Origin of the sequence: Rhizobium sp. PP-CC-3G-465, assembly GCF_004343445.1 — a bacterium.
Taxonomy (GTDB): domain Bacteria; phylum Pseudomonadota; class Alphaproteobacteria; order Rhizobiales; family Rhizobiaceae; genus Ferranicluibacter; species Ferranicluibacter rubi.
This window is the reverse complement of record NZ_SLYH01000002.1, coordinates 290,595-316,137: the sequence shown is the minus strand read 5'-3', so window position 1 is coordinate 316,137 and position 25,543 is coordinate 290,595. Positions and strand designations below refer to the sequence as shown.

The window sequence follows — 25,543 nt, the reverse complement described above, 5'->3', positions numbered from 1 at the left end:
TGCGGGCTTTCGACCTATTCCACGACGCTTGGAACGCGCCGACGCGGAATGACCAGCGGTGTACCGCTGACGGGATCTTCGATGATCATCGCGGAGAGATCGAAAACCCGTTCGACCAATTCCGCGGTGACAATTTCCTTGGGAGCACCTTCGGCGACAATGCGTCCATCACGCATGGCGATCAGGTGGCTGGCGTAGCGGCAGGCCTGGTTGAGATCATGCAACACGGCAACCAGCGTGCGGCCACTGTTGCGGTTGAGATCTCGAAAAAGATCCATCAGATCGATCTGGTGCGTGATGTCCAGAAAGGTCGTCGGTTCATCGAGCAGCAGCAGGGGCGTTTCCTGCGCGAGCGCCATCGCCACCCAGACGCGCTGCCGCTGACCGCCGGACAGTTCGTCGACGCTGCGGGCGGCAAGATCGAGCGTGGCCGTCATCTCCATCGCGCGTTCGACGGCGTCGGCGTCGGCACGGCTCCACTGGCGCAACAGCGTCTGGTGCGGGTAGCGGCCGCGCGAAACGAGATCGGAAACATTGATGCCGGCCGGGGCAACGGCACTCTGCGGCAAGAGCCCGAGCCGCTTGGCAACCTCGCGGGCCGGATATGTGTGAATGTCCTTGCCATCGAGAAAGACATGACCGTTCGACGGCACCAACAGTCGGCTCAGTGCCCGCAGAAGGGTCGATTTTCCGCAGCCGTTCGGGCCGATGATCGCGGTGAAACCGCCTGTGGGAACAACCACATCGAGATTGCGGGAAATAAGATGCTTGCCATAACCCAGCGAGAGATCGGAGCCGGCGAGATCGCCTGCGGACGAAAACGGCGCGGTCATCGGGCGTCGCTCCCCACCGATCGGACATCCGGTCTTTCCCGGCCGTCCAGCTTCGACAAACGGAGGCGAAAAGACCTTTTGGACAGGCACTCTACCGTCAGGTCTTCAACTGAAATCGTCGTCATCTTTTTACAAACTTCGTCCTGATTGCTTCGGTCTCTTCCGGTCTTGTACACGATAATATGACAAATTTTATCATGTTATCTGCAGCCAGCCGCGAATGGGGACCGAACCAAACCAGCCGAAAACCTTAGGAATGGAGTACGAAAAATGGCAACGTCGCTGGCTCGGCTCGATAGGAATACGCCACCTCAGAGCGCAAACGCAAAAAAGCCCTTCTACATTCTCAAGACATCGGGAGAGACGTTCTTTTCCCTCGGGCAGAATGCCGTTCTGGAAGAGGGCCCTCTCTCGACCTTGAGCGATCGGACCGCCCGGTTTTTCCGGCAGCATCAGGACGGTCCGGATATTCTGGTCGGCGCACTGCCTTTCGATCCCGCCCGATCGGCATTTCTGTTCCAACCGACGCGGGTGATGCGTGTTCAGGGCAAGCACAATCTCGGACACGTGCCGGGCTTTGGAGCAAGCCGCTCCACCGGGGAGCCGAACCGCATTCTGTCCGTGAGCGCGGATCCGGCACCGGATGTCTTTGGAAAGAGCGTTCTGGCCGGCCTTGAAGCCATGGCGGCATCGCAGGGCGGTTTGCAGAAAATCGTCCTCTCGCGCAGCTTGAAAGTCTTTGCGAGCCGGGATTTCTCCATCGCCGATCTGATGAGCAAGCTCGCGCTTGACGAAAGTATTACGGTGTTCGCCACCCCTCTTCGCCGGCAGGAGACGGGAGGGGCCATGCTCGTCGGCGCAACGCCGGAACTGCTGGTCGAAAAACGCGGAAACCACATCGCTTCGCATCCGCTGGCCGGATCCGCCAAGCGTTACGCAGACGATGTGGAGGACCGCCGCTCCGCGGATTCCCTGTGGGCGTCGGATAAGGATCGTCGCGAACATGCGATGGTGGTCGAATCCATCATGGACCTGTTGACGCCCTATTGCTTCGAACTCTCGGCCCCAGAGGGAATGGCGCTGCGAGCGACGGCCAGCATGTGGCATCTCGGCACGAAAATCGTCGGCCGGCTGAAGGACGCATCGGCCTCGTCGGAGCATTTTGTCTCGCTTCTGCATCCGACGCCCGCCGTCTGCGGCGTGCCGCGCGCAGCCGCACACAGCAAGATCGGCGAACTGGAAACCTACGATCGCGATTTTTATGCCGGCGCCGTGGGCTGGTGCGATTCTGCCGGCGACGGCCGCTGGTTTGTCTCCATCCGCTGCGCGGAAGTCGAAGGCGCGAAGGCCCGGCTTTATGCCGGCGCAGGGGTGGTTCCCGGCTCGACACCACAAGGCGAGATCGCGGAAACCGCCGCCAAATTTCGAGCAATGCTCGATGCCTTCGGCATCGACCGCGACCGGTCCGGAATTTAAGGGAACCTACCATCATGCTGGAACTGAAGCAAGAATGGCCGGAGGAGCGCGCTGCGCGATACCGGGATGCAGGCTACTGGCGCGGGGAGACGATGTCCGGCTTTCTGGACCAGCGGGCAGCGGAGATCCCGGATCATATCGCGGTCGTCGGTGGACTGGAGCGCTGGACCTATGCGGATCTGGTCCGAAAGGCGCAACACTATGCGGCGACATTCCTTGGCCTGGGGCTCCTGCCGGGGGACCGGGTCATCGTTCAGTTGCCCAACATTCCGGAATTCCTGTCCGTGGTCTTCGGTCTGTTCCGGGCCGGTCTCATTCCCGTTTTCACATTGCCGGCGCACCGGTTGACGGAAATTCTTCATTTCGCCGAGAAATCCGAAGCCAGTGCCTATGTCATCACCGCAACGCATGACGGCTTCGATTATCGCGGGCTGGCGGCGGAGCTGCAGAAGCAATCTCCCGGCCTCCACCATGTCGTCGTCGTTGATGACGTGCGCGAAGCAGCGGAGACGCCTAGTGCGCTGGTAGGCCTGCCGGCCAGCGTACAGTCCACGGACGTTGCGTTCCTCCAGATATCCGGAGGCAGCACCGGACTGTCGAAGCTCATCCCCCGCACGCACGACGACTATATCTACAGCTTCCGCGCCAGTGCCGAAATATGCGGCCTTGACGAAACCAGCGTCTACATGGCGGCGCTGCCGGTTGCCCACAATTTTCCGATGAGCTCGCCGGGTGTCTTTGGCGCGCTCTATGCCGGCAGCCGGGTCGTCCTGTGCCCCTCACCGGCCGCGGACGTGGCCTTTGCCATGATCGAACAGGAACGCGTGACCATCACCGGCCTTGTCCCCCCGCTGGCCCTCTTGTGGATGCAGGCAGCGGCAACGACACAACGGGATATTTCAAGCCTTAAGGTTCTGCAGGTCGGCGGGGCCAAATTCATACCGGAAGCGGCTGCCCGTGTGAAAACGGCATTGGGCTGCACGCTGCAGCAGGTGTTCGGCATGGCGGAAGGTCTGGTGAACTACACCCGGCTGGACGATCCCGACGATGTCGTCATCAACACGCAAGGCCGTGCGATCAGCCCCGACGACGAGGTGCTGATCGTCGATGATCTGGGCAACCCGGTGAGAGACGGCGAGCCGGGCATGCTTCTGACGCGCGGACCTTACACGATCAATGCCTATCACAACGACGATCCTGCCAATGCGCGGTCTTTCACGGATGACGGCTATTACCGCACGGGCGATATCGTTTTCAGATCACCGGGTGGTTATCTCACGGTGTGCGGACGAACCGGCGACCACATCAACCGGTCGGGCGAAAAAATCTCTGCCGAGGAGATCGAGGATCACCTTCTGGCGCATGCATCGGTGTTCGATGCCGCGGTCGTTTCCATCCCCGACGCCTATCTGGGCGAGCGCAGCTGCGCCTTTGTCATTCCGACAGGCGAAAAGCCCAAGGGCGCGGCGTTGAAGGCCTTCGTCAGATCGCGCGGCCTTGCCGAGTTCAAGGTGCCGGACCAGATCGTGTTCGTCGAAGCTTTCGAGACGACGGCCGTCGGCAAGACCAGCCGCAAATTTCTGCGCCAAAGACTGCGCGAACAATTTCTGAAAACTGCGGAGCTTTGACGATGGGACTACCGAAAATCCAGCCTTATGCACTGCCGGCGGCGGCCGACATACCGGCTGCACGGGCGTCGTGGGATTTCGAACCCGGTCGCGCCGCCCTGCTGATCCATGACATGCAGAGCTATTTCATCAACGCTTTCGAGCCGAATACGTCGCCGATCGCGCCGGTGATCGACAATATCCGACGTCTCAAATCGGCGTGCAAATCGGCGGGGATACCGGTCTATTACACGGCCCAGAATGGCAATCAGGATCGGCGGGATCGTGGTTTGCAGGCCGATCTCTGGGGTCCGGGCATGACGGCTGCGCCGGACCATCAGCAGATCACCGCCACTCTCGCGCCGGACGAGGACGATACGGTTCTGGTCAAGCACCGCTACAGCGCTTTTCAGCGCAGCAATCTCGAACACCGCATGCGTGTGCGTGGACGCGACCAGATCATCATCTGCGGGATCTACGCGCATATCGGCTGCCTGCTGACAGCCGCCGAGGCGTTCCAGCGCGATATCAAGCCCTTTCTCGTGGCCGATGCGGTGGCTGATTTCTCCCGGGACAATCACGATATGGCTTTGGCCTATCTGGCAAAAACCACCGGTATTCCCTTGGCATTGTCGACATTGCTCGCAAAAATCGAAGGACGATAAGATGACGACCGATTTCGACATGGAGCAAATGCGCCGCGACATCGCCACGATGATCTACGTCGACCCGGACGAGATCGGCGATGACGACAATCTGATGGATCTCGGCCTCGATTCGATGCGGGCGATGAACCTCCTGCTCTTGTGGCAGGAGCGCGGAAACGTCCTGCCGTTTTCCGAGCTGGCGGCATCTCCGACACTGATCAGCTGGTGGGGCGTTGCCGAACGCACGATCGGCGCGACGGCGGATCGTCGAAACCCATGAAAATTTCGACGAATGACTGCCCCTTTTCGAGATCCGGCGCGGCAAAGACAGGAAGGAAAGTGAAATGCGGATGACCGGGTTTGAAAACACCGTCGCCTTTGTGACGGGGGCGGGTAGCGGCATCGGACTTGCCGTCACCAGGCTTCTGCTGGATGAAGGCGCAAATGTCGTGGCGACCGACGTCGCACTGGGCGGCCTCAGGTCTCTGGTGCACGACAATCTCCATGTTGCCGAGCTCGACGTGCGCAGCAGCCGGGAGGTCGATCACCGTATCCGGCAAACGATCGACACCCACGGGAGGATCGATTTCGGTGTCAACGTGGCCGGCGTTTTATCCACCAAGCCGATCGTCGAAACCGCAGATGACGAGTGGGAGCGGGTCTTTGCCGTCAACACCACCGGCGTTTTTCACGTCTCGCGGGCGCTGGCCCGGCATATGATGACCCGGCGCAAAGGCAGTATCGTGACGGTCGCGTCCAATGCCGCGGGTATTCCACGCCAGAATATGGCCGCCTATGCCGCCTCCAAGGCCGCATCCACCATGTTCACCCGCTGCCTAGGGCTGGAGCTTGCGCCTTACGGCATCCGCTGCAACATCGTGGCACCCGGCTCGACGCTGACCCCCATGCAAACCGGCATGTGGACGGATCCGTCGGGGGAGGACCGCGTCATTCAAGGCTCCCTACCAGCGTTCAAGACCGGCATCCCGCTGGGCAAGCTCGCCACACCCGACGATATCGCCAATTCCGTCGTTTTTCTGCTCTCGGACCGGGCAAGCCATATCACGATGGCTGATCTCTATGTGGACGGAGGAGCGACGCTGCGCGGATAATCGCCGGCGACGACCCGGTTTCATGCTTCACGCTCTGAGGAGCGTTTCGGACCGAAAGAAACCGGATCCGACCGACGGCGCCACCTGAAGCTCGGCCAGGGCCGCAGCGAGGTCCTCGTCCCGGATTGTCAGGATCGTCGGGAGCGCTGCGTCGAAAGCGGCAACGCAAAGGGGATCGAACTGCGCCCCGGCCTGCTGTCTTATGTGCTCGACAGCCCGCTCGACGGTCCAGGCCTCCTTGTAGGGTCGTGCCGTCGTCAGCGCGTCAAAATTGTCGGCAATCGCCACGATGCGACCGGAGAGGGGAATGGCCTCTCCGGCGATTCCATATGGATACCCCTGCCCGTCCCAGCGCTCGTGGTGGCTACCGGCAATTTCGGCTGCGAGCTGCAGCAGGCCGGACTTGGATTCTTTCAGAATGTCGCAGCCGACAACCGTGTGCTTTCGCATGATCACGAACTCATCTTCGGTGAGCTTTCCCGTTTTCAGGAGAACGGCATCCGGTATCGCCACCTTGCCGATGTCGTGCATGGGGGATGCAAGCCTTATGTCCGAGCAGGCGCGTGAAGACAGGCCATAAGCGCGTGCAATGGCCTCGGAATACGCGCCGACACGTCGTGTATGGCGGGCGGTGTCGAGATCCTTGTACGCGGCGGCGATCGTCAGCCGGTCGATGATCTCCTCCTCTCGCGCGCGCAGTTCCGCCACGGCACTTTCCACCTCGGCGCGAAGCCATTCCGCCCTGTCGGAAAGCTTCCTGCGTGCATCTGCCAATGCCATCAGGTTGCGCATGCGAGCCTGAAATTCCAACGGGTTGACGGGCTTCGTCAGGAAGTCGATCGCGCCCGCATTGAGGGCCGCCATCCGCGTCGCGGCATCGGTGTCGGCCGTCACGATCACGAACAGCTTCTCGGCATGACGCTCGAAACGGATGAGCTCGGTGAGAAGCTCCACGCCGCTATAGACCGGCATCTGGAAGTCGATGACGGCAATATCGAATTCGAGTTCGGCAGCACAGGCCAGAACGTCATCCGGCTTGAGAAAGGGAATGGCGATACAATCGGGAACACGCTCGACGAGGCGCGTCAGAATGGAAAGGGTGGTCCGGTTGTCGTCCACCAGCAGGATGCGCATGCTCGTTCGTCTCCTACGCGGCAATGTGGCGCCGGTATCCGGCGACGGTCATTTCGAGTTCGTTCAAAAGCGTCTTCGACAGCGTGCCCTGCCGCAGGTTTTCGGAGTGATCGGCGACCTTCTGCAAGCCCATGCTGCTTGCAGCGCCCTTCAGCGTATGCAGGAGGCGATCTGCGTCACGGGTGCCCTCCGTGGCGAGCGTCATATGCAGGTCGGCAAGCAGGCTGGTGGCATCATCGAAGAAGCTGTCCAGCAGCTCATCGAAGGCCTCGGGCCCGAGAGCATCGACGATTTCCGTCCGCCGCAGTTCGAAGGCATCGTCCGCACACAATGGCGCCGCCGCGGGAGCCTGCACGTCCTCGGGCATGTCGACCGCGGCGATGACCAATCGCAGCTGGCGCATCGTCACGGGCTTCGACTGGAAGCCGGTCATGCCGGCCTGCTGACAGGAGAGCCTGTCGTCATCGGACGCATTGGCCGTCATGGCAATGATCGGCGTCTGGCTGCAGAACCCAGCGGACGCGCGGATACGGCGTGTCGCTTCGATGCCATCGAGCTTCGGCATCTGCATGTCCATGAGGATCAGGTCGAACGGCTGCGCGCCTGCCCGTTCCACGGCCTCCAACCCGTTGCTTGCGATGACGACCGTCTGGCCGAGATGTGCGAGAAAACCCGCAGCCACCTGCTGGTTGACGGCATTGTCCTCGACGAGGAGAATGCGCAACGACGGCAGGCTTTCGTGCGTGTCGCGTGCGAGAGCCTGGGCATCGATGAGGGCAGGTCCTGCGGCGGGTGCCGGGATCTCGAACCAGAACGTGCTGCCTTCGCCTTTCCGGCTTTCGACGCCGATCGTGCCATTCATCGCTTCCACGATCTGCTTGCAGATGGTCAGGCCAAGCCCTGTTCCGCCGTAGTTCCGGCTGATCGATGCATCCACCTGCGAAAACGGCCTGAACAGACGCTCGAGACCCGCCTGGTCGATACCGATGCCCGTGTCCTTGATCTCAAATCGCAAAGCCGGCTGTCCAGCCGAAACGGCTGGAATGACCCTGAGCGTCACGACGCCTTCGCTCGTGAACTTGATCGCGTTGCTCAACAGATTGAGAAGAACTTGCCTCAGGCGGGTCGGATCCGTGGCAATGAACGCTGCCGGAAGCGCCGACGGCATCTCCAGGACGAAGCGGTTGCCGTGCTCGGTGACGCGATCGCGAAGGATATCGACTGCGGCCGCAACAACGGCAGCGACATCGACGGCTCTCTCCTCGATGGTCAGCGTTCCATGCTCGATTTTCGCAAAGTCGAGGATCTCGTTGATCAGTTCGAGGAGTGACTCGCCGGAACGGCGGATCGTCTGCACGCCGGAGGCGACCGTGGGTGGGAGTGGTGAAAGCTGCAGGAGTTCCGCCGTACCGAGGATGGCATTCAGCGGCGTGCGGATTTCATGACCCATGGTCGCCATGAACTGTGATTTCGCGCGATTGCCGGCCTCCGCATCGAGATAGGCGTCTTTCAGCCGGCTCGTTGCGCGTTCGAGGCTCAGCCCTGCCAGCCGCACTGTCTTCAGCTGCCGCCGGAGCGTGACGATCAGGAAGACCATGCAGCACACCAGAAGGATCACGAGGCCTGCCGATTTCGCCTGCAACCAGAGCACTTCATCACGCGCATCGGCGCGACCGGTGCTGACGGTGGTATTGGAATAGAGCAAAAGCTGTTCGGTGTCTTTGATGAGCAGGTCGAAGCTGCGAACGACATCTTCGAGAACGGCGGGAGAGACAGAACGACCGGCCGCAAGGGCGTTGAAAACCTCTTCCCGATCGAGAACACCCTGCCGGATCTCCGTGAGCAGCCCACCGATCGTGGCATTCGCCCTGAATTTCTGATCGAAGGATGCCTTATCGAGAATGCTCATCCGGGAATAGAGAATGTCGTAGCGGGTGCTCAGCGCCTTCACGCGGGCAGCAGAAAAATCCTTCTCCACGATCATCACGTGGAGCGTTTCGTGCAGCCGTCGCGCCTCGCGATCCAGCTGATAGACAGACCACAGGGCATTCTCGCGAATACCATCCTGCAGAGCGGAGTATTTCCGGGAAATATCGATGAAAAGGATGACCAGTGCGACCAGGAGCAGGACGGCAAAGATCTGCAGCACGACGGTCGCCTTGCTCGCCCGCTGCATGATGTCGCCGCTGCCCGGATCCAGGTCGATCACTCGGTGACCTCGATGTCCCGGATCTGCCAGACCGAGCGAGAGAAGTACTTCTCGTTCATAAGCTCGGGTTTCTCGTCGAACGGATAGATCAGAAAGAGCGGTCCCTTGTCCCGAACTGACATCACCGCGCCGTTCATTCGTGTGGCCAGCATCGTGTCGAGGTCCGTCGCATCTTCCATCGGCAGCTCGGCAGAATAGTCGTTCAGGGCCGTCAGCTTGACCTTGGTGCCATGCGCCCCGGCAGCCGTCAGAACAGAACGCAGGAGCGGACCCGAAAACGTCAGCCTGCCCTCTGTCCAGAATGTTTCCATCTCGCCCGAACGTCCAGCCAGCGCCTCCAGCATCGGCAGGTCGAACTGCGCCTTGCCATCCGCATTGGGATGATCGAGGCGACCCGTGATGGTCAGAATGACATCACCTTTCGGCACGTCGAGCGCGCGTGCGGAGACGGGGAGAAGCGTCGAGGCCGCCGTTAAAAGAAGAGCAAGCAGGGAGATCCGGGTCGTCATCAAGGCTCCATGAGGAAGCGGTTTCGTGAAGGCCTTACCATCGGCACGAACGCGTTGGTCCCGAGAGGGATCGACGTTCCCGGGCGCACAGACTTCGTCCGCTTCGGTGGGAATGACAGATGCGGTCCCAACAAAACATCACGTCGAACATCTGATTTCAGGCACCCGATTTATAGGGTGAAACTGTTTAAGGCAGAGTGAACGTTACGTCAGGTCGCCGTTGCCGTGGATGATCCCGGGACGATTTTTATGGATACCTTCGGTTTCGATCGAGACCGCACCTTAATGCCCGTACAGGTCGTATTTCCCATTTCAACAACCCGTTATTACGGCCGCTGGCCAGTCCAAAACGGCGGCCCGCCGACCCGCTTTCAGGATCGTCGCCGCGGCTGCACGAAACGGGGAAGATCAGGACATTCAACGGACGCTGTCCTGCTCGTTCTCGCTTGGAAACGACGTATGTGGGACGAAACTGTGGCGAACGACAAGCGGTGCTGCGATCCGGACGCGGACTGGCGGGTGGTGTGGCTCGGACTGGCGACGGTCGATGAGCGCCACCGCAGTGTCGGCCATCTCGGTCGGGTCCTGCCGGAAGGTTGTCAGGCCATAGCTGAGCCAGCCGGCTTCCGGCAGATCGTCGAAGCCGATGACGGAGAGGTCTTGAGGGACATGAAGCCCGGCTTCGCGCTGGGCGTGGTCGATGACCCCGAGGGCAAGGAGGTCGTTGATACAGAAGATGCCCTGTGGTCTTTCCGGTGCGTCCAGAAGCTGGCGACCGGCATCCCGCCCGCCTGCGTAATCGGAGTCGCCACCACGCACCGCCAGAACATGCGCGCCAAGACGCCGGGCTTCCGCGCAGAAGGCCTTTTCCCGTTCGACGACGCTGGGCGTGGCCGATCGCGAGCCGGCAAGGCCGAGACGCGTAAACCCGCGAGCGACGAAGAGCGCCGCCGCCTGCCGTGCTGCGGACCCGTTGTCGATCTCGACATGATCAGCATCGGGCTCGGAGCGGCCGATGACCACCAGCGGCTGGCCGTTACGGCGCGCGAGATCGACGAAGGACGCGGGCGGGGAGCCCGAGAGGATGATCGTCGCCTCCGCCCGATGGCCGAACAAAGCGCGCTGGGCGGCCAGCAGTTCCGCATCGGTCTGCCCGGTATTGATCATCAGGGGGATGCTACCGCGCGCGATCAGCGCCTTGGTCAGGGCGGCGGCGAGATGGGTGCGGAAGCCGAGTTCCGGCTTGGTCGCCACCAGTCCGACGAGGCGGCTTTTGTTGGCAAGCAGGCCGCGAGCGAGGTCGTTGACCTGATATCCCAGCGTCTCCGCCGCCGCCATCACCTTGCGCCGCGTCTCTTCTGCGATGCTTGCCCCTGGGGTGAATGCGCGCGACACGGCCGACCGCGAGACGCCGGCAAGCTTTGCCACATGCTGGGCACTGACAAAGTCCTGTGTCTGCGACGGCTTGGACGGGCGCATGGGATCAGTGCCCCACCTTCGACAAGACGTCGGACTTCAGGAAGCGCTCGACCACCAGCATGAAGCCGATCGAGGGCACGAGCAGAACGAGCGCCGTGATGGAGGCGATCTGGTAGTTGCCACCGCCGCTCGCGGTGTAGAGCAGCAAAGGCAGCATGTTGATGTCGGGTGCGCCGACGAAATAGCTGCCGGTGAATTCGTCGAGCGATTCCAGAAAGACGAAGATCGCGCTTGCCATCAGCCCCGGCATGGCGAGCGGTAGGGTGATGTCGCGGAACGTGCGGATGGCGGACGCGCCGACCGAACGGGCGGCCTGTTCCAGCTCGACGTCGACAGCGGAAAACGCGGCCGTCGCGATCCACACGGCAAAGACCAGCCCGTGCGTCATGTGGACGAGAACGACGCCGAGAATGGTTCCGTTGAGGCCGAGCTGGTAGAAGACGCGGGCGATGTTGACGTAGACCGGCAGGTTTGGAAAGGCCTGCGGCAGAAGGAACGCGAGCAGGATGAGACCCCGAAACGGCAGCTTGAGACGGGCGAGCGCAAAGCCTGCGGGAATGGCCAGCGCCAGCGCCAGGATCACCGTCAGCATGGCGACGAGCACGCTGTTGCCAAGCGCTTCCATGGCATTGCCGCGGGGCGAGAATACCCGGGCCCAAAAACTGAAGCCGTAGCGCATCGGCAGAGCGTTCGGGAAATACCAGCGTTCTGCAACTGTCCACAGGACGAGGTTGGTCAAAGGACCGAAGATCACGAAGGCGAGCAGGCCCAGCACAAGCGCGCGCGGCAGCCACCAGAGATCGATCTTCCGCAGGCGCCTCGGTGCGGAGCGTGGTGACGACTGGGCTTTCGCGGTGGTGCTCATAGACTTTTCCTCACGCCGTGACGAAGATAGATCCAGGCGACGACCGATGTGATGAGCAGCGAAACGAGGCCGAGCGCGTTCGCAACCCCGTAGTCGCCATAGGCATTGATGCGGAACGCGATATCCGTCGTCAGCATGGTGGGGGATTGCGCGTTGATCATCAGGGGCACCGAGAGCACCGACATCATCGTGACGAAGGACAGGATCAGTCCAACGAGCAGCGTGGTCGCTACCTGCGGCACGACGATCTCGAACAGTATCCGCAGCCGTGACGCGCCGAGATTGCGCGCGGCCTCTATGGTCGAGCGATCGAGCGAGGCCATGGCGCCGGCGAGCAGCAACGTGACGAACGGCGTCTGCTTCCAGACGAAAGCGATGACGATGCCGCGCCAATCGAGGAAGCTTTCGGCCTGGAGCGGTGTGAGAATGTCAAGGCTGATGAGGACGTTGTTGAACAGGCCATTCTTGGCAAGAAACGTTCGCAGGACCTGACCTGTAACGATGAACGGAATGAACATCGGCCAGCGATAGAGCCAGCGAAGGATCGCTACCGTCCGAGGGTTTTCCCCAAGGGTGAGATATCCTGCAATCGCGATGGAGAAGAGCCCGATGAGCACGGTCGACAGGCTGACGATCACCACCGTGAAGATGGCGTCCTGCGTATAGAGCTCGGTGGCTTTGACGAAATTGCCGAACCCGAAACCGTCACCGACCTCGAAGGCACCGACCACCGACGCCACAAGCGGCACGACGAAGAGCAGCAGGATGACGGCGAGCGCCGGCGCGACGAGAAGCAGGCTCAAAGGTCGGTGGGACATGGTAACCAGGGCATGGGAGATAGGAACATTGAGGGAGAAGGAGCCGGCTCTGGCCGGCTCCCGTCTCTTTGCGTTCAGAGACGGCGCAGGATCAGTTGCTGACCTGCTTCTCGTAGGCTTCCAAAATCGCGTTGTTGTAGGGCGCGATCGGGAACGGCTTGCCCTTGGTGGCGATATCCTCGGGCGAGATGTCGGTGAAGAGCTTGTCCCAGGTCTTCTTGTCGAGTTCGGCCTGCACGTATTTCGCGTCGATGCCGGGATACCAGTTGAAGCGCGTGACGATGCCGTCGGCCTGAACCTTGGGGCTTGTCGCGAGCTGCACGAACTTCTCGGCAAGCGTCACGTTCGCGCTCTTTGCCGGGATCACATAATGCATCGGCTGGCCGGGCATGCCGGGCGCCGGCAGCACGAGCTTGAAGTCCGGCGGCAGCTGGCCGTTGGCCTGCCAGGAATAGAACATGTCGACCCAGACGGGACCCATGGCGATTTCGCCACGGCTGAGCAGGTCCAGCGTGCCGGCATTGCCGGGCGTCAATGTCGCGTTCTTGGTGAAGTCCTTGAGGCTGGCCAGTGCCGGGCCCCACTTCTGCGTCTCGCTCTCCTCGAACGGGCCGGTCATGAGGTTCTTCGCATCGCCATCGCCGAAGGCATAGATCCAGCCCATGACGAAGCTGACGCCGGAGGCGCCGCCCTTGATGCCGTTATAGCCGAACATCTTGGGATGCTCCTTGGCCCAGGAGACGATCTCCGGATAGCTCTTCGGTGGGTTTTCGACGAGGGCCGGATTGTAGGCGAGCGCTGCCTGGCTGTTGTACATGGGCATGACATAGCCGCTGACATCGCTGCCGAGCGCCATGTCGGCATTCGCCCGCGTGACGAGCGCGCCGGTGTCGATCTTGGAGCGGTAGGATTCGAGATAGCCGGCCTTGACCATCGGGCCGGTGAACTTCTCATGTACCACGGCGACATCGGCATCCCATGTGGCGGTGCCGGCCTTGGACTGTGCCTCGAAACGCTCGACGATCTTCTGCGAGCCCGCGTCGCCCGGGCCCGTTCCGACCACGCGCACGGTGTTGCCAGGGTTCTGCTCTTCGAACAGCGGCCCGAGATATTCGTTGACGTAGTCGACCATGTTCTGGTCCCCGGCCGTCATGACGGTGAGTTCTGCGGCCGAGGCCGATGGTGCTGCCAAGCTGACGAGCAGGGCGGCTTTGAGGATCGTTTTCATGGAAATGCTCCGGTGAAGGGTCGGTTAATTCGGCGATGCTTCCAGCACGCGAGCCTCGTTCAGGGCCGTTGCGGGATGAGGGAGCGCGGCCGGGATGGTTCCGGCCGGCGCGTCGAAAAGGAAGAGGTTGTCCGGTGCGACGGTGACGTGAACGACGGTGCCGGGCGCGCAGGCACGCGGTGCATCGACCTGGATCATCTGTCTCCCGACACGCACGGTGTGGCGCCAGAGGCCGCCGGGGTAGCTGACATCGACGATATCGCCGGCGAGCACGAGGCCTTCGCCGTTGGGAACAGCCGCCAGCGAGCGCTCCTCGAGAGTGGCGGCCTCCGCCCGGAACCGCACCTCGAGATGGCCTGTGGACAGCATGCGTCCATCTCTCGGCACGCGGCAGGCTGCATTCGACGCGCCGGCGGCTATGGCGATGGTCTCGCCATCAGCGCCGCCCGGCAGAATCAGCTGGTTCTCCGCGCCCATGAAGGCCGCGACGAAGGCCGTCTGCGGGCGATTGTAGACGGCTTCCGGCCGACCCTCCTGCGCAATGCGCCCGGCGTTCAGAATGACGATGCGGTCCGCCATGACCATCGCTTCTTCCCGGTCGTGCGTGACATGGACCGTGGTGATGCCGAGCTTCTGCTGCAAGGCGCGGATTTCGTGGCGAACCTGAAGGCGGATCCGCGCATCGAGATTCGACATCGGCTCGTCGAGAAGCAGGATCTCGGGGTTGATCGCGAGCGCTCGGCCGAGCGCCACGCGCTGGCGCTGCCCGCCGGAAAGCTCGGCAGGCTTGCGCGCAGACAGGCCCGTCAGTCCAAGCAGGCGTTCCATCTCGGTAACGGTGCCGGCAATGTCGGCGGCAGAGCGACGGCGCAGCTTCAAACCATAGCCAATATTCTGGGCAACCGTCATATGCGGCCAGAGCGCGTAGGACTGGAAGACCAGGGCCATGCCGCGCTTGTCCGGTGGGAACGTCGTGACATCGCGCGATCCCACGCGAATGGCGCCGGCATCAGGCTGGGCGAAGCCGGCGATCGTCCGCAGCAGCGTGGTCTTGCCGCAACCGGACGAGCCGAGGAGAGCGACGAATTCACCCTTGGCGATATGCAGATCGATACCGTCGAGGATACGGTTCGCTCCGTAGCTGACGCTGATATTATCGATCTGGAGAAATGTTTTCGGCACTGACGTGATCCTCTGCACAGCTGTGCACGATAGGGTCGTTCCGTAACACTTTGATGACGTTTCAGGGCTGCGATGAGCGGGGCCCGATGCGAAGCCGGCACCCGACCCCGCCCTGCATCAGTTCCCGACGTAGACGAACCGCACGGAGGACGTCTTGTCGTTGAACCCGACCGCGTTCAGGTTCTGCTCTCCAGTGCCGGTAAATTCCTTGTAGCGGTCGCGGAAACCGTCATCGTCGTAGAGCCTGACGCGCCAGCCCGCGGGAATGCACCAGCGCACGGCCGACGTCTTGTCTCCGAAGCCCTCGACGTTCTTGAGGTTGTCGTACCGCCGGAGAGTGTAGTCGGCGTAATCGATCATCAGTCCGCGATCGCTGAAGTCGGAGTCGTCATAGAGTTCAGCCCAGGCATACTGGATATCGGTCAGGCATTTCTGCTGCGGCACCGGGAAGATCGAGCGGAATTCCATCATCTTCACGCTGTTGCCAGGCCCACTATTGTCGTGTTCGGAGGCGTAGACGAGGAGCTGGCCCGTGGCATCGACGAACACGCCGCCCGCGGCATCCATGTTGCATTGCGTATTGGCACCCGTTCCGTAGTTCGGCGACGGATAGCCACAATAAAGATGCTTCTTGGCAACCTTCGTCAGCACGATCTGACCGTTCGCATCAGTGACGCGGAAGAGGTCGAGCCAGTCCTCTCCGATGCCGACGACGACGGAGGTGTTCATGTGGGTGCCTGCGAGGAAAAGACTGCCGTCGCACTGCGTGATGAAGTGCAGGGACTGGTAGTCGCCGAATTCGCTGTCGCCGATCGTCGTCTGCAAGGCGCTTTCGTTCCAGGTGCCAACGAGTGAAAATGTCGTTCCCGACTGGCCGAGGTCGCTCGCCGTCGATCGGTAGAATTCGAGCGTATTGGCTGCGTTGCGGGCTGTGGCTGCAAGGAAGGTTCCGTCCCCGAGCTGCGTCAACGACACGGAGCCCGCCTCCCCCGTCATCGTCGTGATGCGCGGCGGGAGAAGCGTGATGTTGGCAAGGTCGGACATGTCATAGAACAGCACCTGTCCCATGCCGCCGCTCAGCGATCCGTCGAGCGCGACAGCAAGGATGTTGCCGCTCGACTGCAGCCCGCCCGAATGCGCATAATTGGAGAGATAGGCCGGCATCGGCTGGTCGCCGACCATCTGGGCATTCGTCGGCGCCGTGGCCGGGTACGGGCTGGCGGAAAGCCGGTTCGACCGCCAGCGCTCGGCAATGCTACGCGGCTGCGTCATGCGCACGAGCGAAAACGGCACCGTTCCCCGGCCGTTGTCGGATCTGGAGATGACGAGGTAGTTCTCGCCGTTGCCCGACAGGCGCTGCAGCCCCTGCCAGTGGTGGTAGGACGCCGCATTGCCGACGGGGTCGCCGGTAACGCTGAACCCCATGGGGTCGCCATGATCCCGCAAGGTGTTGACGGCGTCCGCCACGTTGGAAATGCAGCGGTTGCAGGATGACGATGCACCTGTGCAAACCGCGCCTGTCGTGAGCGGCGATGCCGCTGCCATCGGCGAAAACGCCATCAACTGGATAAGGAACGAGGGAATGCACAGCAGTGCAACGGCAGAAATTCGTCGTGTCGCCATGAGGATTGATCTCGATGTCCGATTGAGGGGTCATTTCGAGCTTACCCTTCAATCATGACACTTGCGCTACAGGCGCCTCCCCGCCGGCTCTGCCGCGGATCTGGCGACGTGCCGGTTACCCTCGGGAGAGCGCGAAAGCGCACGCGTTCAGCCGGTTGGACCGGTCAGGTGTACCTCATTGGCAGAACGAAAGATGTTTGCAATCGACCGGCGTCTCGCGGCAATCGTCTGTCGATATCGTGGCGATCACGGTGCCTTGCTCGTCGGTAACGAGCAGGGAAACAGGCCAATCGCCAACGACAACGGCGGTATCGCGGGCAAAATCGCGCATGGCCGCGCTCGCGCCATGACAGGCCTGATCGGCATCGACGCAGAGTACGCCTTCGTCATCCTGTTGGAGAACGCCGTTTTCGCGGATGTTGAAGAAATATCTCTGCATTGTGCAGGTCTCCTGTCGCAGGCCGATAAACAGCAATGTCTATCGCCCAGACATGAAACCCGCATGACGCTGCAATGCCGATCGGCGCACGATACAAACGGACTTGGCGTCCGGGTTTAGAACTCTTCCCAACTGTCCTTTAACGCTGCGTTTCCGTGAGATGCGGCCGACATGCTTCGGCGCACAGGTGCCGCCTTCAGGATTGAAACAGGTGTCGATGCGACCCGGCCGGACACCACGGACATCGGTGCTCCAGTCCGCAGCTCAAATCGCTCGATCAGCTGGCGAAGCTTGGCGCTCTCTGAAGCCAGCGCCGCACCGGCTGCGCTGCTTTCCTCCACCATGGCCGCGTTCTGCTGTGTCACCTGATCCATCTGGTTCACCGCCGTGTTCACTTCCGCCAGACCGGCAGCCTGTTCCCGCGGCGACGTCGCGATCGCGTTCATATGCTGGTTCACACTGACGATATAACCCTCGATCGTTCTCAGCGCCGTGCCCGTCTCGCTGACAAGTTTCACGCCGTTGGCAACATCGACCGTGGATGCCCTGATGAGATCCTTGATCTCTTTGGCGGCCTTTGCCGATCGCTGTGCCAGTTCGCGAACTTCCTGGGCAACCACGGCAAATCCCTTGCCGGCCTCGCCAGCGCGCGCGGCTTCAACGCCGGCATTCAGCGCCAGAAGGTTGGTCTGGAACGCGATCTCATCGATCACGCCGATAATGTTCGAGATTTCCGAGGAGGATTTCTCGATCCGCTCCATGGCGTGCACGGTGCTGGCAACGACTTGGCCGGACTGCTCTGCGCTGACTGTCGCGCTTGCAGCCGCGCTTCTCGCCTCTTCGCTGCGCTTGGAAGCATTGGCAACGTTGACGGTGATCTGATCGAGGGCTGCTGCCGTTTCCTCCAGCGAGGCGGCCTGCTGCTCCGTTCGTCTCGAGAGGTCGTTCGTGCTTTCGCTGATCTCGCGGGTGCCATTGTCCATGGCGGCTGTTGCCTGGGAGACGGCCGTCAGTGTCTGGCCAAGCTGCGCGACCGCTTTGTTGAAGTCCGTCCGGATCGTCTCGAATTCCGGTGCGAAAGGTTCATCGAGAGCTGTCGTCAGGTCGCCCTGCGCCAATCGATCGAGTGCACGAGCAAGCCCGGCCGTGGCGAAGCTCATCTCGGCAGCCCGCCGCTTCTCCTCGTCAGCGAGCCGGAGCCGGTTCCGCTCGGTCTCTGTACGTTGCGTCTCGGCTTCGTCCTCAAGACGTGCATTCGCAGCCGCATTCGCCCTGAAAACATCGACGGCCTTCGCCATCGCGCCGATCTCGTCACGGCGATCCTGCGCTGGCACCGTCAGGTCGATCTTGCCGCCGGCCAACTGGCGCATGATGTCCGTCATCTCGACGATCGGACGACCGAGGCCACGCGCCAGAACCATGCCGACGATGAACGAGATGAGGACGGTCAAAAGGCCTCCGACAAGAAGCGTCAGCATGCCTACGGCGAAGGAAGCGCTAAGCGCCTCATTGCGGGCGAGCGAGGCGGCCTGCTCCTGGTCCGTCAGACCCTTCAGGACCTCGCGGATCTTGGTCAATCGAGCGGTCTTGGCAATGCCTTCCCGCATGCTCTGCAGGGTCGAGGTGTCCTTCGCTAGGGAAAGCGCGCTCTCGATCTCGCGGTTGAACGTCGCCACGGCTTCCGGCAGTGGCCTGACGATATCCGCATAGCCGCCAATGGAAGCCCTGTCTTGCAGCTCCTGAAGAAGAGGACCGACGGCATCCCCGTATTTCTTGACCCGATCGAGGAAGTCACCATTCGTGCTCGCCACGTATCCGCGCATCGCATTCTGCTGCTCGACGAGGGTCGCAAGGATGTCGGACGCGAGCTTCAGCACGCCCTGTGTCTCGTGGTTCTCCGCTGTTGCCCTCTTGATCTCGGTCAGTGACCAGAAGGCCAGTCCGCAGAAAAGCGATACGACGAGGACAATACTACTGAAGCAGACGAAGAGCTTCCGCGACACGCTCAGATTTTTCACAATGACCCACACGAGTTTGCGTTAGATATTTCTGACACTATGGGTCACGGGTCTTTCGGTTTGGTAAAGTTCGAATCATATGTCCGAAATTGACGGGTAACCACACGAGCAAAGCGAAGGCCTGGAGACCGAGGATACAACCGATCTGCCCCTCTTCTATTCGCCCCATGGAAGCGTTGCTTTCGGCAACCATCCTCCGATGGCTGAGGCAATGACGGCCGAAGCCATGCATGCGAGCGCAGTCCGCAAGCAGATTGGCAACGGGTCTCTCCGCCGCCAAGCGGAGACGACATCAGCTTCATGGCCGCGCTGGGCGAATGAGGAGAGACCGACCCGTTGACGTCTTCGGTTTGTTGACGTCAACCCAGTCGGCGCTCTTTGCTTACCTCATGCCTGGTCGAAGAATTCAACGACGCCGGTGTCAAGCCGATAGTATGCGCCGACGACCTTGACCCGGCCATCGGACAAGGGCGTCAGCAGCAGCGGGTCGCTTTCCTCCCGCAAGGTGCGCACGACACGGCGAACGTTCTGACGCACAGCGTTTTCCGTCGGGTCGCCCGTCTGCCCACGGGCTTCAAGAACGGCTGGAATGATGGGCTCGATCATATTGTCGATCTGCCCGGGAAAGCGAGCATTGCTTTCCACGACGGCCATTGCCGCTTTCACGGCACCGCAGCTCTCATGTCCCATGACGACGATGAGAGGCACGCCGAGTTCGGCAACGGCATACTCGATCGATCCCATCGCGACGGTATCGACCGTATTGCCGGCGTTGCGGATGATGAACAGCTCTCCCAAGCCTCGTCCGAACAGCAGTTCGGGAGGAACGCGGCTGTCGGAGCAGGAAACATAGGCGCAGAAGGGCGCCTGCCCCTTGGCGAGTTCCAGCCGACGCGTCTCGGTCCGGTTCGGGTACACCAGTTCGTTTCGCAGGAACGCCTCGTTGCCCGCCTTCAGAAGATCCAGTGCTTCATCCGGCGTCAACGTAGACTTTCCATCCTTGACGGGTGCAGGCGCCAAGGGCACGGCAGCCGTGCCAACCTCCTGGGCGTGAAGTACAGCCGGCAGCGCCACGGCGGCGGAGGCAGCGGTCCCTGTCAGGAAAAGGCGGCGTGAGACATTACACATAAAAACACTCTCCAAAGTGACGCGTCTTGCGTCAGGTTCAAGACATCGAACACGGCTGGGGAGCTTACGAATGGGCCATAAGATCGCACCGAGCACGCTCGATGCGGTCCGACATCATAAAGGCAATTGCCTTGATCAGAGGGGCCCGGTCCGCAACAGGTATTTGGGTACGCAAAGCCGGAATGCAAGGATGTCCCGTTAGAAAGGGAATGTCAGCCGACAGGCTCCATTCAAGCGGTCATCGCAACACGATCCCACGTCTCGTCATCGCGACATGAGGGACCGTCATGACGGCTCCGTACCGGCCAGCGAGCGTCTGAATATCGTGTCCGCGACTTCTCCCGGACGAGAGTTCACATAGAATCCTTATATCTTCTCCCTTTCTTCCATCTCGAATTCATACGCAGATCGGTCGCAAAGTCAGGTCGGCTTCGGCAATCACGCCGGGCAAGGTTGCGACACGAAAAACGGGTGCGACATGACATTCGACTATATCCTCAGCGGCGGCGTGACCGTCTTCGTCACGGCCTACCTCGCCTACGCACTCTGGCGGCCGGAGCGCTTCTAGAGCCCCGTGAAGACCCTGCTTCGCTTTCTAAAAAATGCGGTTTTTCCGCGCATCGACCCTCGCGCGTCTTGCCGCGGATCGAACGTCGTCGTCGGCATGGTTCTCCTTCTGGGCGCCGTCGTCGCGCTGGCGAAAGCGGCCCCCCTCTTTTCCGCGTCCCATTGATCCAACCTTCCCACCCAACCATCACTCGGGGTCTCTCATGAGCAAACCCACATCCGCAAGCATTCTCGATGCCCGCATCCTCGTGCCGGCCATTGGCGGCGCGTTTCGGAAACTCGACCCGCGAACCTTGGCCAAGAACCCGGTCATGTTCGTCGTTGCCGTCGTCTCCCTGCTGACCACCGTCCTTTTTCTCAAGGACCTTGCGACAGGCGCCGAAGGGCTGGGCTTCTCGTTCCAGATCATACTGTGGCTCTGGTTCACTGTCCTTTTTGCCAATTTCGCAGAAGCCGTGGCCGAGGGACGCGGCAAGGCACAGGCCGAGTCGCTCCGCCGCACGCGCTCGGAGACACAAGCGAAGCTCCTGATCTCCGCCGACAGCCACGCGTGGAAGGATGTCCCCGGCGCGTCGCTCAAGGTCAACGACATCGTGCTGGTGGAGGCAGGCGACATCATTCCTTCCGATGGCGAAATCGTCGAGGGCATCGCCTCCGTCAACGAAGCGGCGATCACCGGGGAATCCGCGCCTGTCATCCGCGAGTCCGGCGGCGACCGGTCGGCCGTTACAGGCGGCACGCAGGTTCTGTCCGACTGGATCAAGGTGCGCATCACCGCAGCCGCCGGCTCCACCTTCATCGACCGCATGATCGCGTTGGTCGAGGGTGCGGAGCGCCAGAAGACGCCGAACGAGATCGCACTCAACATCCTGCTTGCCGCGATGACGCTTATCTTCGTCATGGCGACGGCGACCATTCCGGCTTTTGCCAGCTATGCCGGCGGCTCCATACCGATCGTCGTGCTCGTGGCGCTGTTCGTCACGCTCATCCCCACCACCATCGGCGCGCTTCTCTCCGCCATCGGCATTGCGGGCATGGACCGTCTGGTGCGCTTTAACGTGCTGGCCATGTCCGGCCGTGCGGTGGAGGCAGCGGGTGACATCGATACGCTGCTGCTCGACAAGACGGGAACGATCACGCTCGGCAACCGTCAGGCGACCGAGTTCCACCCCGTCAACGGCGTGACCGAACAGGATCTCGCCGACGCATCCCAGCTCGCGTCGCTGGCCGACGAGACGCCTGAGGGCCGATCCGTCGTCGTGCTGGCGAAGGAGAAATACGGGATCCGCGCGCGGGACATGAAGGACCTCAACGCGACATTCGTCCCCTTTACCGCGCAGAGCCGCATGTCCGGCGTGGACCTCGAGGGAAGCTCGATCCGCAAGGGCGCGGTGGATTCCGTTCTGAAATATCTGCAACATCACGCCGTGTCCGGCGGCAACGCTTCGGCGGACGCCGTCGCTCGGGAAGGTCAGGCGATCGCGGATTCCATCTCGAAGGCTGGCGGTACGCCGCTTGCCGTTGCCCGGGACGGAAAACTGCTCGGCATCATCCACCTGAAAGACATCGTGAAGGGCGGCATCCGCGAGCGGTTCGCGGAGCTCCGCCGCATGGGCATCCGCACCGTCATGATCACCGGCGACAACCCGATGACGGCCGCAGCCATCGCCGCGGAAGCCGGCGTGGACGATTTTCTGGCGCAGGCGACGCCGGAGAACAAGCTGCAGCTGATCCGCGACGAACAGGCGAAGGGCAAGCTGGTCGCCATGTGCGGCGACGGAACCAACGACGCACCGGCGCTGGCGCAGGCGGATGTCGGCGTCGCCATGAACACCGGCACGGTCGCCGCGCGCGAAGCGGGCAACATGGTGGATCTCGACAGCGACCCGACCAAGCTCATCGAGATCGTGGAGATCGGCAAGCAACTGCTGATGACGCGGGGATCGCTGACGACGTTCTCGATCGCAAACGACGTGGCCAAATACTTCGCGATCATCCCGGCGATGTTCGTCGCGCTCTATCCGCAGCTGGATGCCCTGAACGTCATGGGCCTCGCCACGCCGCAAAGCGCGATCCTGTCGGCGATCATCTTCAACGCCCTGATCATCATCGCGCTCATTCCGCTGGCACTAAAGGGCGTTGCCTACAAGCCAATCGGCGCAGGGCCGCTTCTGCGTCGCAACCTGCTGATCTACGGGCTTGGCGGTCTCGTTGTCCCCTTCGTCGGCATCAAGCTCATCGACATGATCGTGTCGGCCCTCAACCTCGCATGACCGGAGCAGACCATGACCATCCTCACCTTCATCCTCGGCATGATCCTTTTCGGACTTCTCTTCGCCTTGGCATCCGCCCTCGACAAAGCCTGATCGCAGACATGATCACAGGCCTGATGCTGGAGACATCACGATGATACAAGCAATCCTCTTCGTAGTCATGATCATCGGGGGCACCGCGCTGCTCTCGTGGCCGCTCGGCCGCTACATCACCTGGGCGATGGACCCGGGTGCCGGCCAGGGGAAACCAAACCTCTTCACCTCGACATTCCAGGCGATCGGCGGATCGGCAACGCGGCAGACGCAGGACTGGAAGCGCTACGTCTTCTCCCTGCTCGGCTTCAACGTCGTCATGTTCGTCGCCTGCTTCGCGCTTCTGGCGCTTCAGCAATACCTGCCGCTCAACCCTGACGGCAGACAAGCGCTCGAGGGCACGCTGATCTTCAACACGACAAGCTCCTTCGTCGCCAATACGAACCTTCAGCACTATTCGGGCGAGGTGGCGATGAGCTACCTGTCGCAGCTGGCGGCGCTGATGTGGCTTCAATTCGTCTCGGCGGCCGTCGGCCTTGCAGCGCTCGCCGCTCTGGCCCGCGGACTTGCCGGGCGCCAGCTCGGCAATTTTTTCGTCGATGTGCAGCGTGCGACGTTCCTCGTGCTCCTGCCGCTTGCTCTCATCGTCGCCATTCTCCTGCTCTTCACGGGCGTGCCCATGACGTTCCAGGGCTCGGCGGTCGCGACCACGCTGGAGGGCGTGCAGCAGACCATCGCGCGCGGGCCCGTTGCGGCTTTCGTCGCGATCAAGCAGCTCGGCACCAATGGCGGCGGCTTCTTCGGGCCGAACAGCACCCACCCGCTCGAGAACCCGACCTTTTGGTCGAACGTTCTGCAGACCATCTCGATCATCATCATTCCCATGGGCTGCGTGTGGATGTTCGGTCGCATCATCGGACGCATGAAACATGCAGCCGTGCTCTTCACGGTGATGCTCATCCTCATGGGCGCCCGCATAACCGGAGCGATCGGCTTTGAAGCCGCGCCGACCCACGCCTTCGCATCCCTGCCGATCACGCAGGACGTCGGCAATCTCGAGGGCAAGGAACTGCGCTTCGGTGCGGCGGCAGGTCCGGTCTGGGCGGTCGTGACCACCTCGACCAGCAACGGCTCCGTCAATGCCATGCATGACAGCCTCAACCCGCTGACGGGCCTGATGCCGATGATCGGCATGTGGCTGAACGAAGACTTCGGCGGCGTCGGCGTCGGCATGATCAACATGTTTCTCTACATCGTCGTCGCCGTCTTCATCGCGGGCATGATGATCGGCCGTACACCGGAATTTCTTGGCTGGCGCATCGAGGCGAAAGAAGTGAAGTTTGCCATGATGGGCCTGCTCAGCCACGGCTTCTTCATTCTCGTGGGCACGGCGATCTTTGCGGTGACGCCATGGGGTGCAGCAACACTCAACAATATCGGCCCGCACGGCTTCAGCGAAATCCTCTACGAGTTCTCCTCGGCAGCTGCCAATAACGGCTCCGGTTTCGAGGGGCTCGGCGACAACACGCCCGCCTGGAACATCGCCACCGGTATCGTCATGCTGCTGGCCCGCTTCATCCCGATCATCCTGCCGCTCGCCATTGTCGGTTCGCTCTCCACCAAGCGTCGCGCAACCGAGTCCAGCGGAACGCTGTCGGTGGAAAACGGAACCTTCGCCGGCATGCTGACCGTCACCGTCGTCATCGTCGGCGCGCTGACCTTCTTCCCCGCCGCCACGCTCGGCCCGATCGCCGAACACGTCATGTTCATGAAGTGAGAACCGTCATCATGGAAACCCTTCTCTCCAGTCTCCGCATCACCGTTGCGACCATGGTCATCTGCGTCGGCGGCTATACCGGCGTCGTCTGGGCCGTCGGTCAGGCGGCTGCTCCTGACCTCGCCGACGGCTCGCTGATCACCACGCCGGATGGCAAGGTCATCGGCAGCCGGCAGGTTGCCCAGGCCTTTACCCGGCCTCAGTATTTCTGGCCGCGTCCGTCTGCCGTGAGTTACAATGCGGCTGGCGCCGGTGGCTCGAACAAGTCGCCGACAAGCACGGACCTGACGGACCGCGCGAAGGAAACCATCGCCGCCTATGGAGCGACGCCTGAGAACCCCCTTCCTGCAGAACTGGCCGCCGCTTCGGGTGCGGGTCTCGATCCCCATATTACCGAGCGCGCCGCCCGCTATCAGGCCGAGCGCATCGCCCAGACGCGCAACGTGTCGGTCGACAGGGTCAACCAGCTCATCGATCGCAGCGCGTTCTCGCCGGGCGGCGTGCTCACGCCGGACAGGTTGGTGAACGTGCTGGAGATGAACCTTGCGCTGGACAACGACGCGGCGCCCTGAGACTGAAAGACAGC

The 25,543-nt window shown here is 61.8% G+C and carries 23 protein-coding genes; 10 read left to right on the top strand and 13 right to left on the bottom strand.

Going from position 1 to position 25,543, the window contains the following annotated elements; all coding sequences use genetic code 11:
* Positions 1–14: 14 nt before the first annotated feature.
* Positions 15–833 (bottom strand): ABC transporter ATP-binding protein, encoded by an 819-nt coding sequence (locus C8J33_RS13790; protein ID WP_110802052.1) that lies wholly within the window; start codon positions 831–833, stop codon positions 15–17.
* 270 nt (positions 834–1,103) lie between these two features.
* Here C8J33_RS13790 and C8J33_RS13785 point away from each other — a divergent pair, with 270 nt between their 5' ends.
* The 5 genes from C8J33_RS13785 (at position 1,104) to C8J33_RS13765 (ending at position 5,675) form a co-directional block, all read left to right on the top strand.
* Positions 1,104–2,309, top strand: a complete 1,206-nt coding sequence (locus tag C8J33_RS13785; protein WP_110802053.1) for an isochorismate synthase — start codon at positions 1,104–1,106, stop codon at positions 2,307–2,309.
* Between the two features lie 14 nt (positions 2,310–2,323).
* Positions 2,324–3,937, top strand: coding sequence for a (2,3-dihydroxybenzoyl)adenylate synthase (locus tag C8J33_RS13780; RefSeq protein WP_110802054.1), 1,614 nt, complete (start codon positions 2,324–2,326; stop codon positions 3,935–3,937).
* Between the two features lie 2 nt (positions 3,938–3,939).
* Positions 3,940–4,581, top strand: a complete 642-nt coding sequence (locus tag C8J33_RS13775) for an isochorismatase family protein (protein WP_110802055.1) — start codon at positions 3,940–3,942, stop codon at positions 4,579–4,581.
* Between the two features lies 1 nt (position 4,582).
* A complete protein-coding gene (locus C8J33_RS27805; protein WP_110802056.1) occupies positions 4,583–4,843 on the top strand; it encodes a phosphopantetheine-binding protein in 261 nt (86 codons plus the stop codon).
* A 70-nt stretch (positions 4,844–4,913) separates the two neighbouring features.
* Positions 4,914–5,675, top strand: a complete 762-nt coding sequence (locus tag C8J33_RS13765) for a 2,3-dihydro-2,3-dihydroxybenzoate dehydrogenase (protein WP_422038225.1) — start codon at positions 4,914–4,916, stop codon at positions 5,673–5,675.
* A gap of 27 nt (positions 5,676–5,702) precedes the next feature.
* Here C8J33_RS13765 and C8J33_RS13760 read toward each other — a convergent pair whose 3' ends face one another.
* The 9 genes from C8J33_RS13760 to C8J33_RS13720 all read right to left on the bottom strand — a co-directional run bounded on the left by C8J33_RS13760 (position 5,703) and on the right by C8J33_RS13720 (position 16,566).
* Complete coding sequence (locus tag C8J33_RS13760) at positions 5,703–6,809, bottom strand: HD domain-containing phosphohydrolase (protein ID WP_110802058.1); 1,107 nt, start codon at positions 6,807–6,809, stop codon at positions 5,703–5,705.
* A gap of 13 nt (positions 6,810–6,822) precedes the next feature.
* Positions 6,823–9,018 (bottom strand): ATP-binding protein, encoded by a 2,196-nt coding sequence (locus C8J33_RS13755; RefSeq protein ID WP_110802059.1) that lies wholly within the window; start codon positions 9,016–9,018, stop codon positions 6,823–6,825.
* The gene (locus C8J33_RS13750) at positions 9,015–9,527 is read right to left on the bottom strand and encodes a molybdopterin-dependent oxidoreductase (protein ID WP_132664644.1); all 513 of its coding nucleotides are present in this window, start codon (positions 9,525–9,527) and stop codon (positions 9,015–9,017) included. Before C8J33_RS13750 ends, C8J33_RS13755 begins: the two co-directional genes overlap by 4 nt.
* Before the next feature lie 417 nt (positions 9,528–9,944).
* A complete protein-coding gene (locus tag C8J33_RS13745) occupies positions 9,945–11,006 on the bottom strand; it encodes a LacI family DNA-binding transcriptional regulator (RefSeq protein ID WP_110802061.1) in 1,062 nt (353 codons plus the stop codon).
* A 4-nt stretch (positions 11,007–11,010) separates the two neighbouring features.
* Entirely contained in the window at positions 11,011–11,871 is an 861-nt protein-coding gene (locus tag C8J33_RS13740) for an ABC transporter permease (protein ID WP_110802062.1), read from the bottom strand.
* Entirely contained in the window at positions 11,868–12,689 is an 822-nt protein-coding gene (locus C8J33_RS13735; protein ID WP_110802063.1) for an ABC transporter permease, read from the bottom strand. The genes C8J33_RS13740 and C8J33_RS13735 overlap by 4 nt, the downstream gene beginning before the upstream one ends.
* Positions 12,690–12,780: 91 nt before the next feature.
* A complete protein-coding gene (locus C8J33_RS13730) occupies positions 12,781–13,917 on the bottom strand; it encodes an extracellular solute-binding protein (RefSeq protein WP_110802064.1) in 1,137 nt (378 codons plus the stop codon).
* Between the two features lie 24 nt (positions 13,918–13,941).
* Positions 13,942–15,108, bottom strand: a complete 1,167-nt coding sequence (locus C8J33_RS13725; RefSeq protein WP_422038269.1) for an ABC transporter ATP-binding protein — start codon at positions 15,106–15,108, stop codon at positions 13,942–13,944.
* A 108-nt stretch (positions 15,109–15,216) separates the two neighbouring features.
* The gene (locus C8J33_RS13720; RefSeq protein WP_165929810.1) at positions 15,217–16,566 is read right to left on the bottom strand and encodes a hypothetical protein; all 1,350 of its coding nucleotides are present in this window, start codon (positions 16,564–16,566) and stop codon (positions 15,217–15,219) included.
* Positions 16,567–16,582: 16 nt separating this feature from the next.
* Here C8J33_RS13720 and C8J33_RS13715 point away from each other — a divergent pair, with 16 nt between their 5' ends.
* Positions 16,583–16,780: a hypothetical protein gene (locus tag C8J33_RS13715; protein WP_132664642.1), complete on the top strand. Its 198-nt coding sequence runs from the start codon at positions 16,583–16,585 to the stop codon at positions 16,778–16,780.
* 117 nt (positions 16,781–16,897) lie between these two features.
* Here C8J33_RS13715 and C8J33_RS13710 read toward each other — a convergent pair whose 3' ends face one another.
* The 3 genes from C8J33_RS13710 to C8J33_RS13700 form a co-directional block, all read right to left on the bottom strand.
* A complete protein-coding gene (locus C8J33_RS13710) occupies positions 16,898–17,197 on the bottom strand; it encodes a DUF6894 family protein (RefSeq protein WP_132664641.1) in 300 nt (99 codons plus the stop codon).
* A gap of 80 nt (positions 17,198–17,277) precedes the next feature.
* Entirely contained in the window at positions 17,278–19,164 is a 1,887-nt protein-coding gene (locus C8J33_RS13705; protein ID WP_245507178.1) for a methyl-accepting chemotaxis protein, read from the bottom strand.
* A gap of 402 nt (positions 19,165–19,566) precedes the next feature.
* Positions 19,567–20,307: a carbonic anhydrase gene (locus C8J33_RS13700; protein WP_110729110.1), complete on the bottom strand. Its 741-nt coding sequence runs from the start codon at positions 20,305–20,307 to the stop codon at positions 19,567–19,569.
* 478 nt (positions 20,308–20,785) lie between these two features.
* Here C8J33_RS13700 and C8J33_RS13695 point away from each other — a divergent pair, with 478 nt between their 5' ends.
* The 4 genes from C8J33_RS13695 to C8J33_RS13680 all read left to right on the top strand — a co-directional run bounded on the left by C8J33_RS13695 (position 20,786) and on the right by C8J33_RS13680 (position 25,529).
* Positions 20,786–20,875 carry a potassium-transporting ATPase subunit F gene (locus C8J33_RS13695; protein ID WP_092938237.1) on the top strand — a complete coding sequence of 30 codons (90 nt, stop codon included), beginning with the start codon at positions 20,786–20,788 and terminating at the stop codon, positions 20,873–20,875.
* A gap of 202 nt (positions 20,876–21,077) precedes the next feature.
* The gene (kdpB, locus tag C8J33_RS13690) at positions 21,078–23,147 is read left to right on the top strand and encodes a potassium-transporting ATPase subunit KdpB (protein WP_110807806.1); all 2,070 of its coding nucleotides are present in this window, start codon (positions 21,078–21,080) and stop codon (positions 23,145–23,147) included.
* Between the two features lie 133 nt (positions 23,148–23,280).
* Positions 23,281–24,957, top strand: coding sequence for a potassium-transporting ATPase subunit KdpA (gene kdpA / locus C8J33_RS13685; RefSeq protein WP_181427199.1), 1,677 nt, complete (start codon positions 23,281–23,283; stop codon positions 24,955–24,957).
* 11 nt (positions 24,958–24,968) lie between these two features.
* Entirely contained in the window at positions 24,969–25,529 is a 561-nt protein-coding gene (locus C8J33_RS13680; protein WP_110807807.1) for a potassium-transporting ATPase subunit C, read from the top strand.
* Positions 25,530–25,543: the final 14 nt, after the last annotated feature.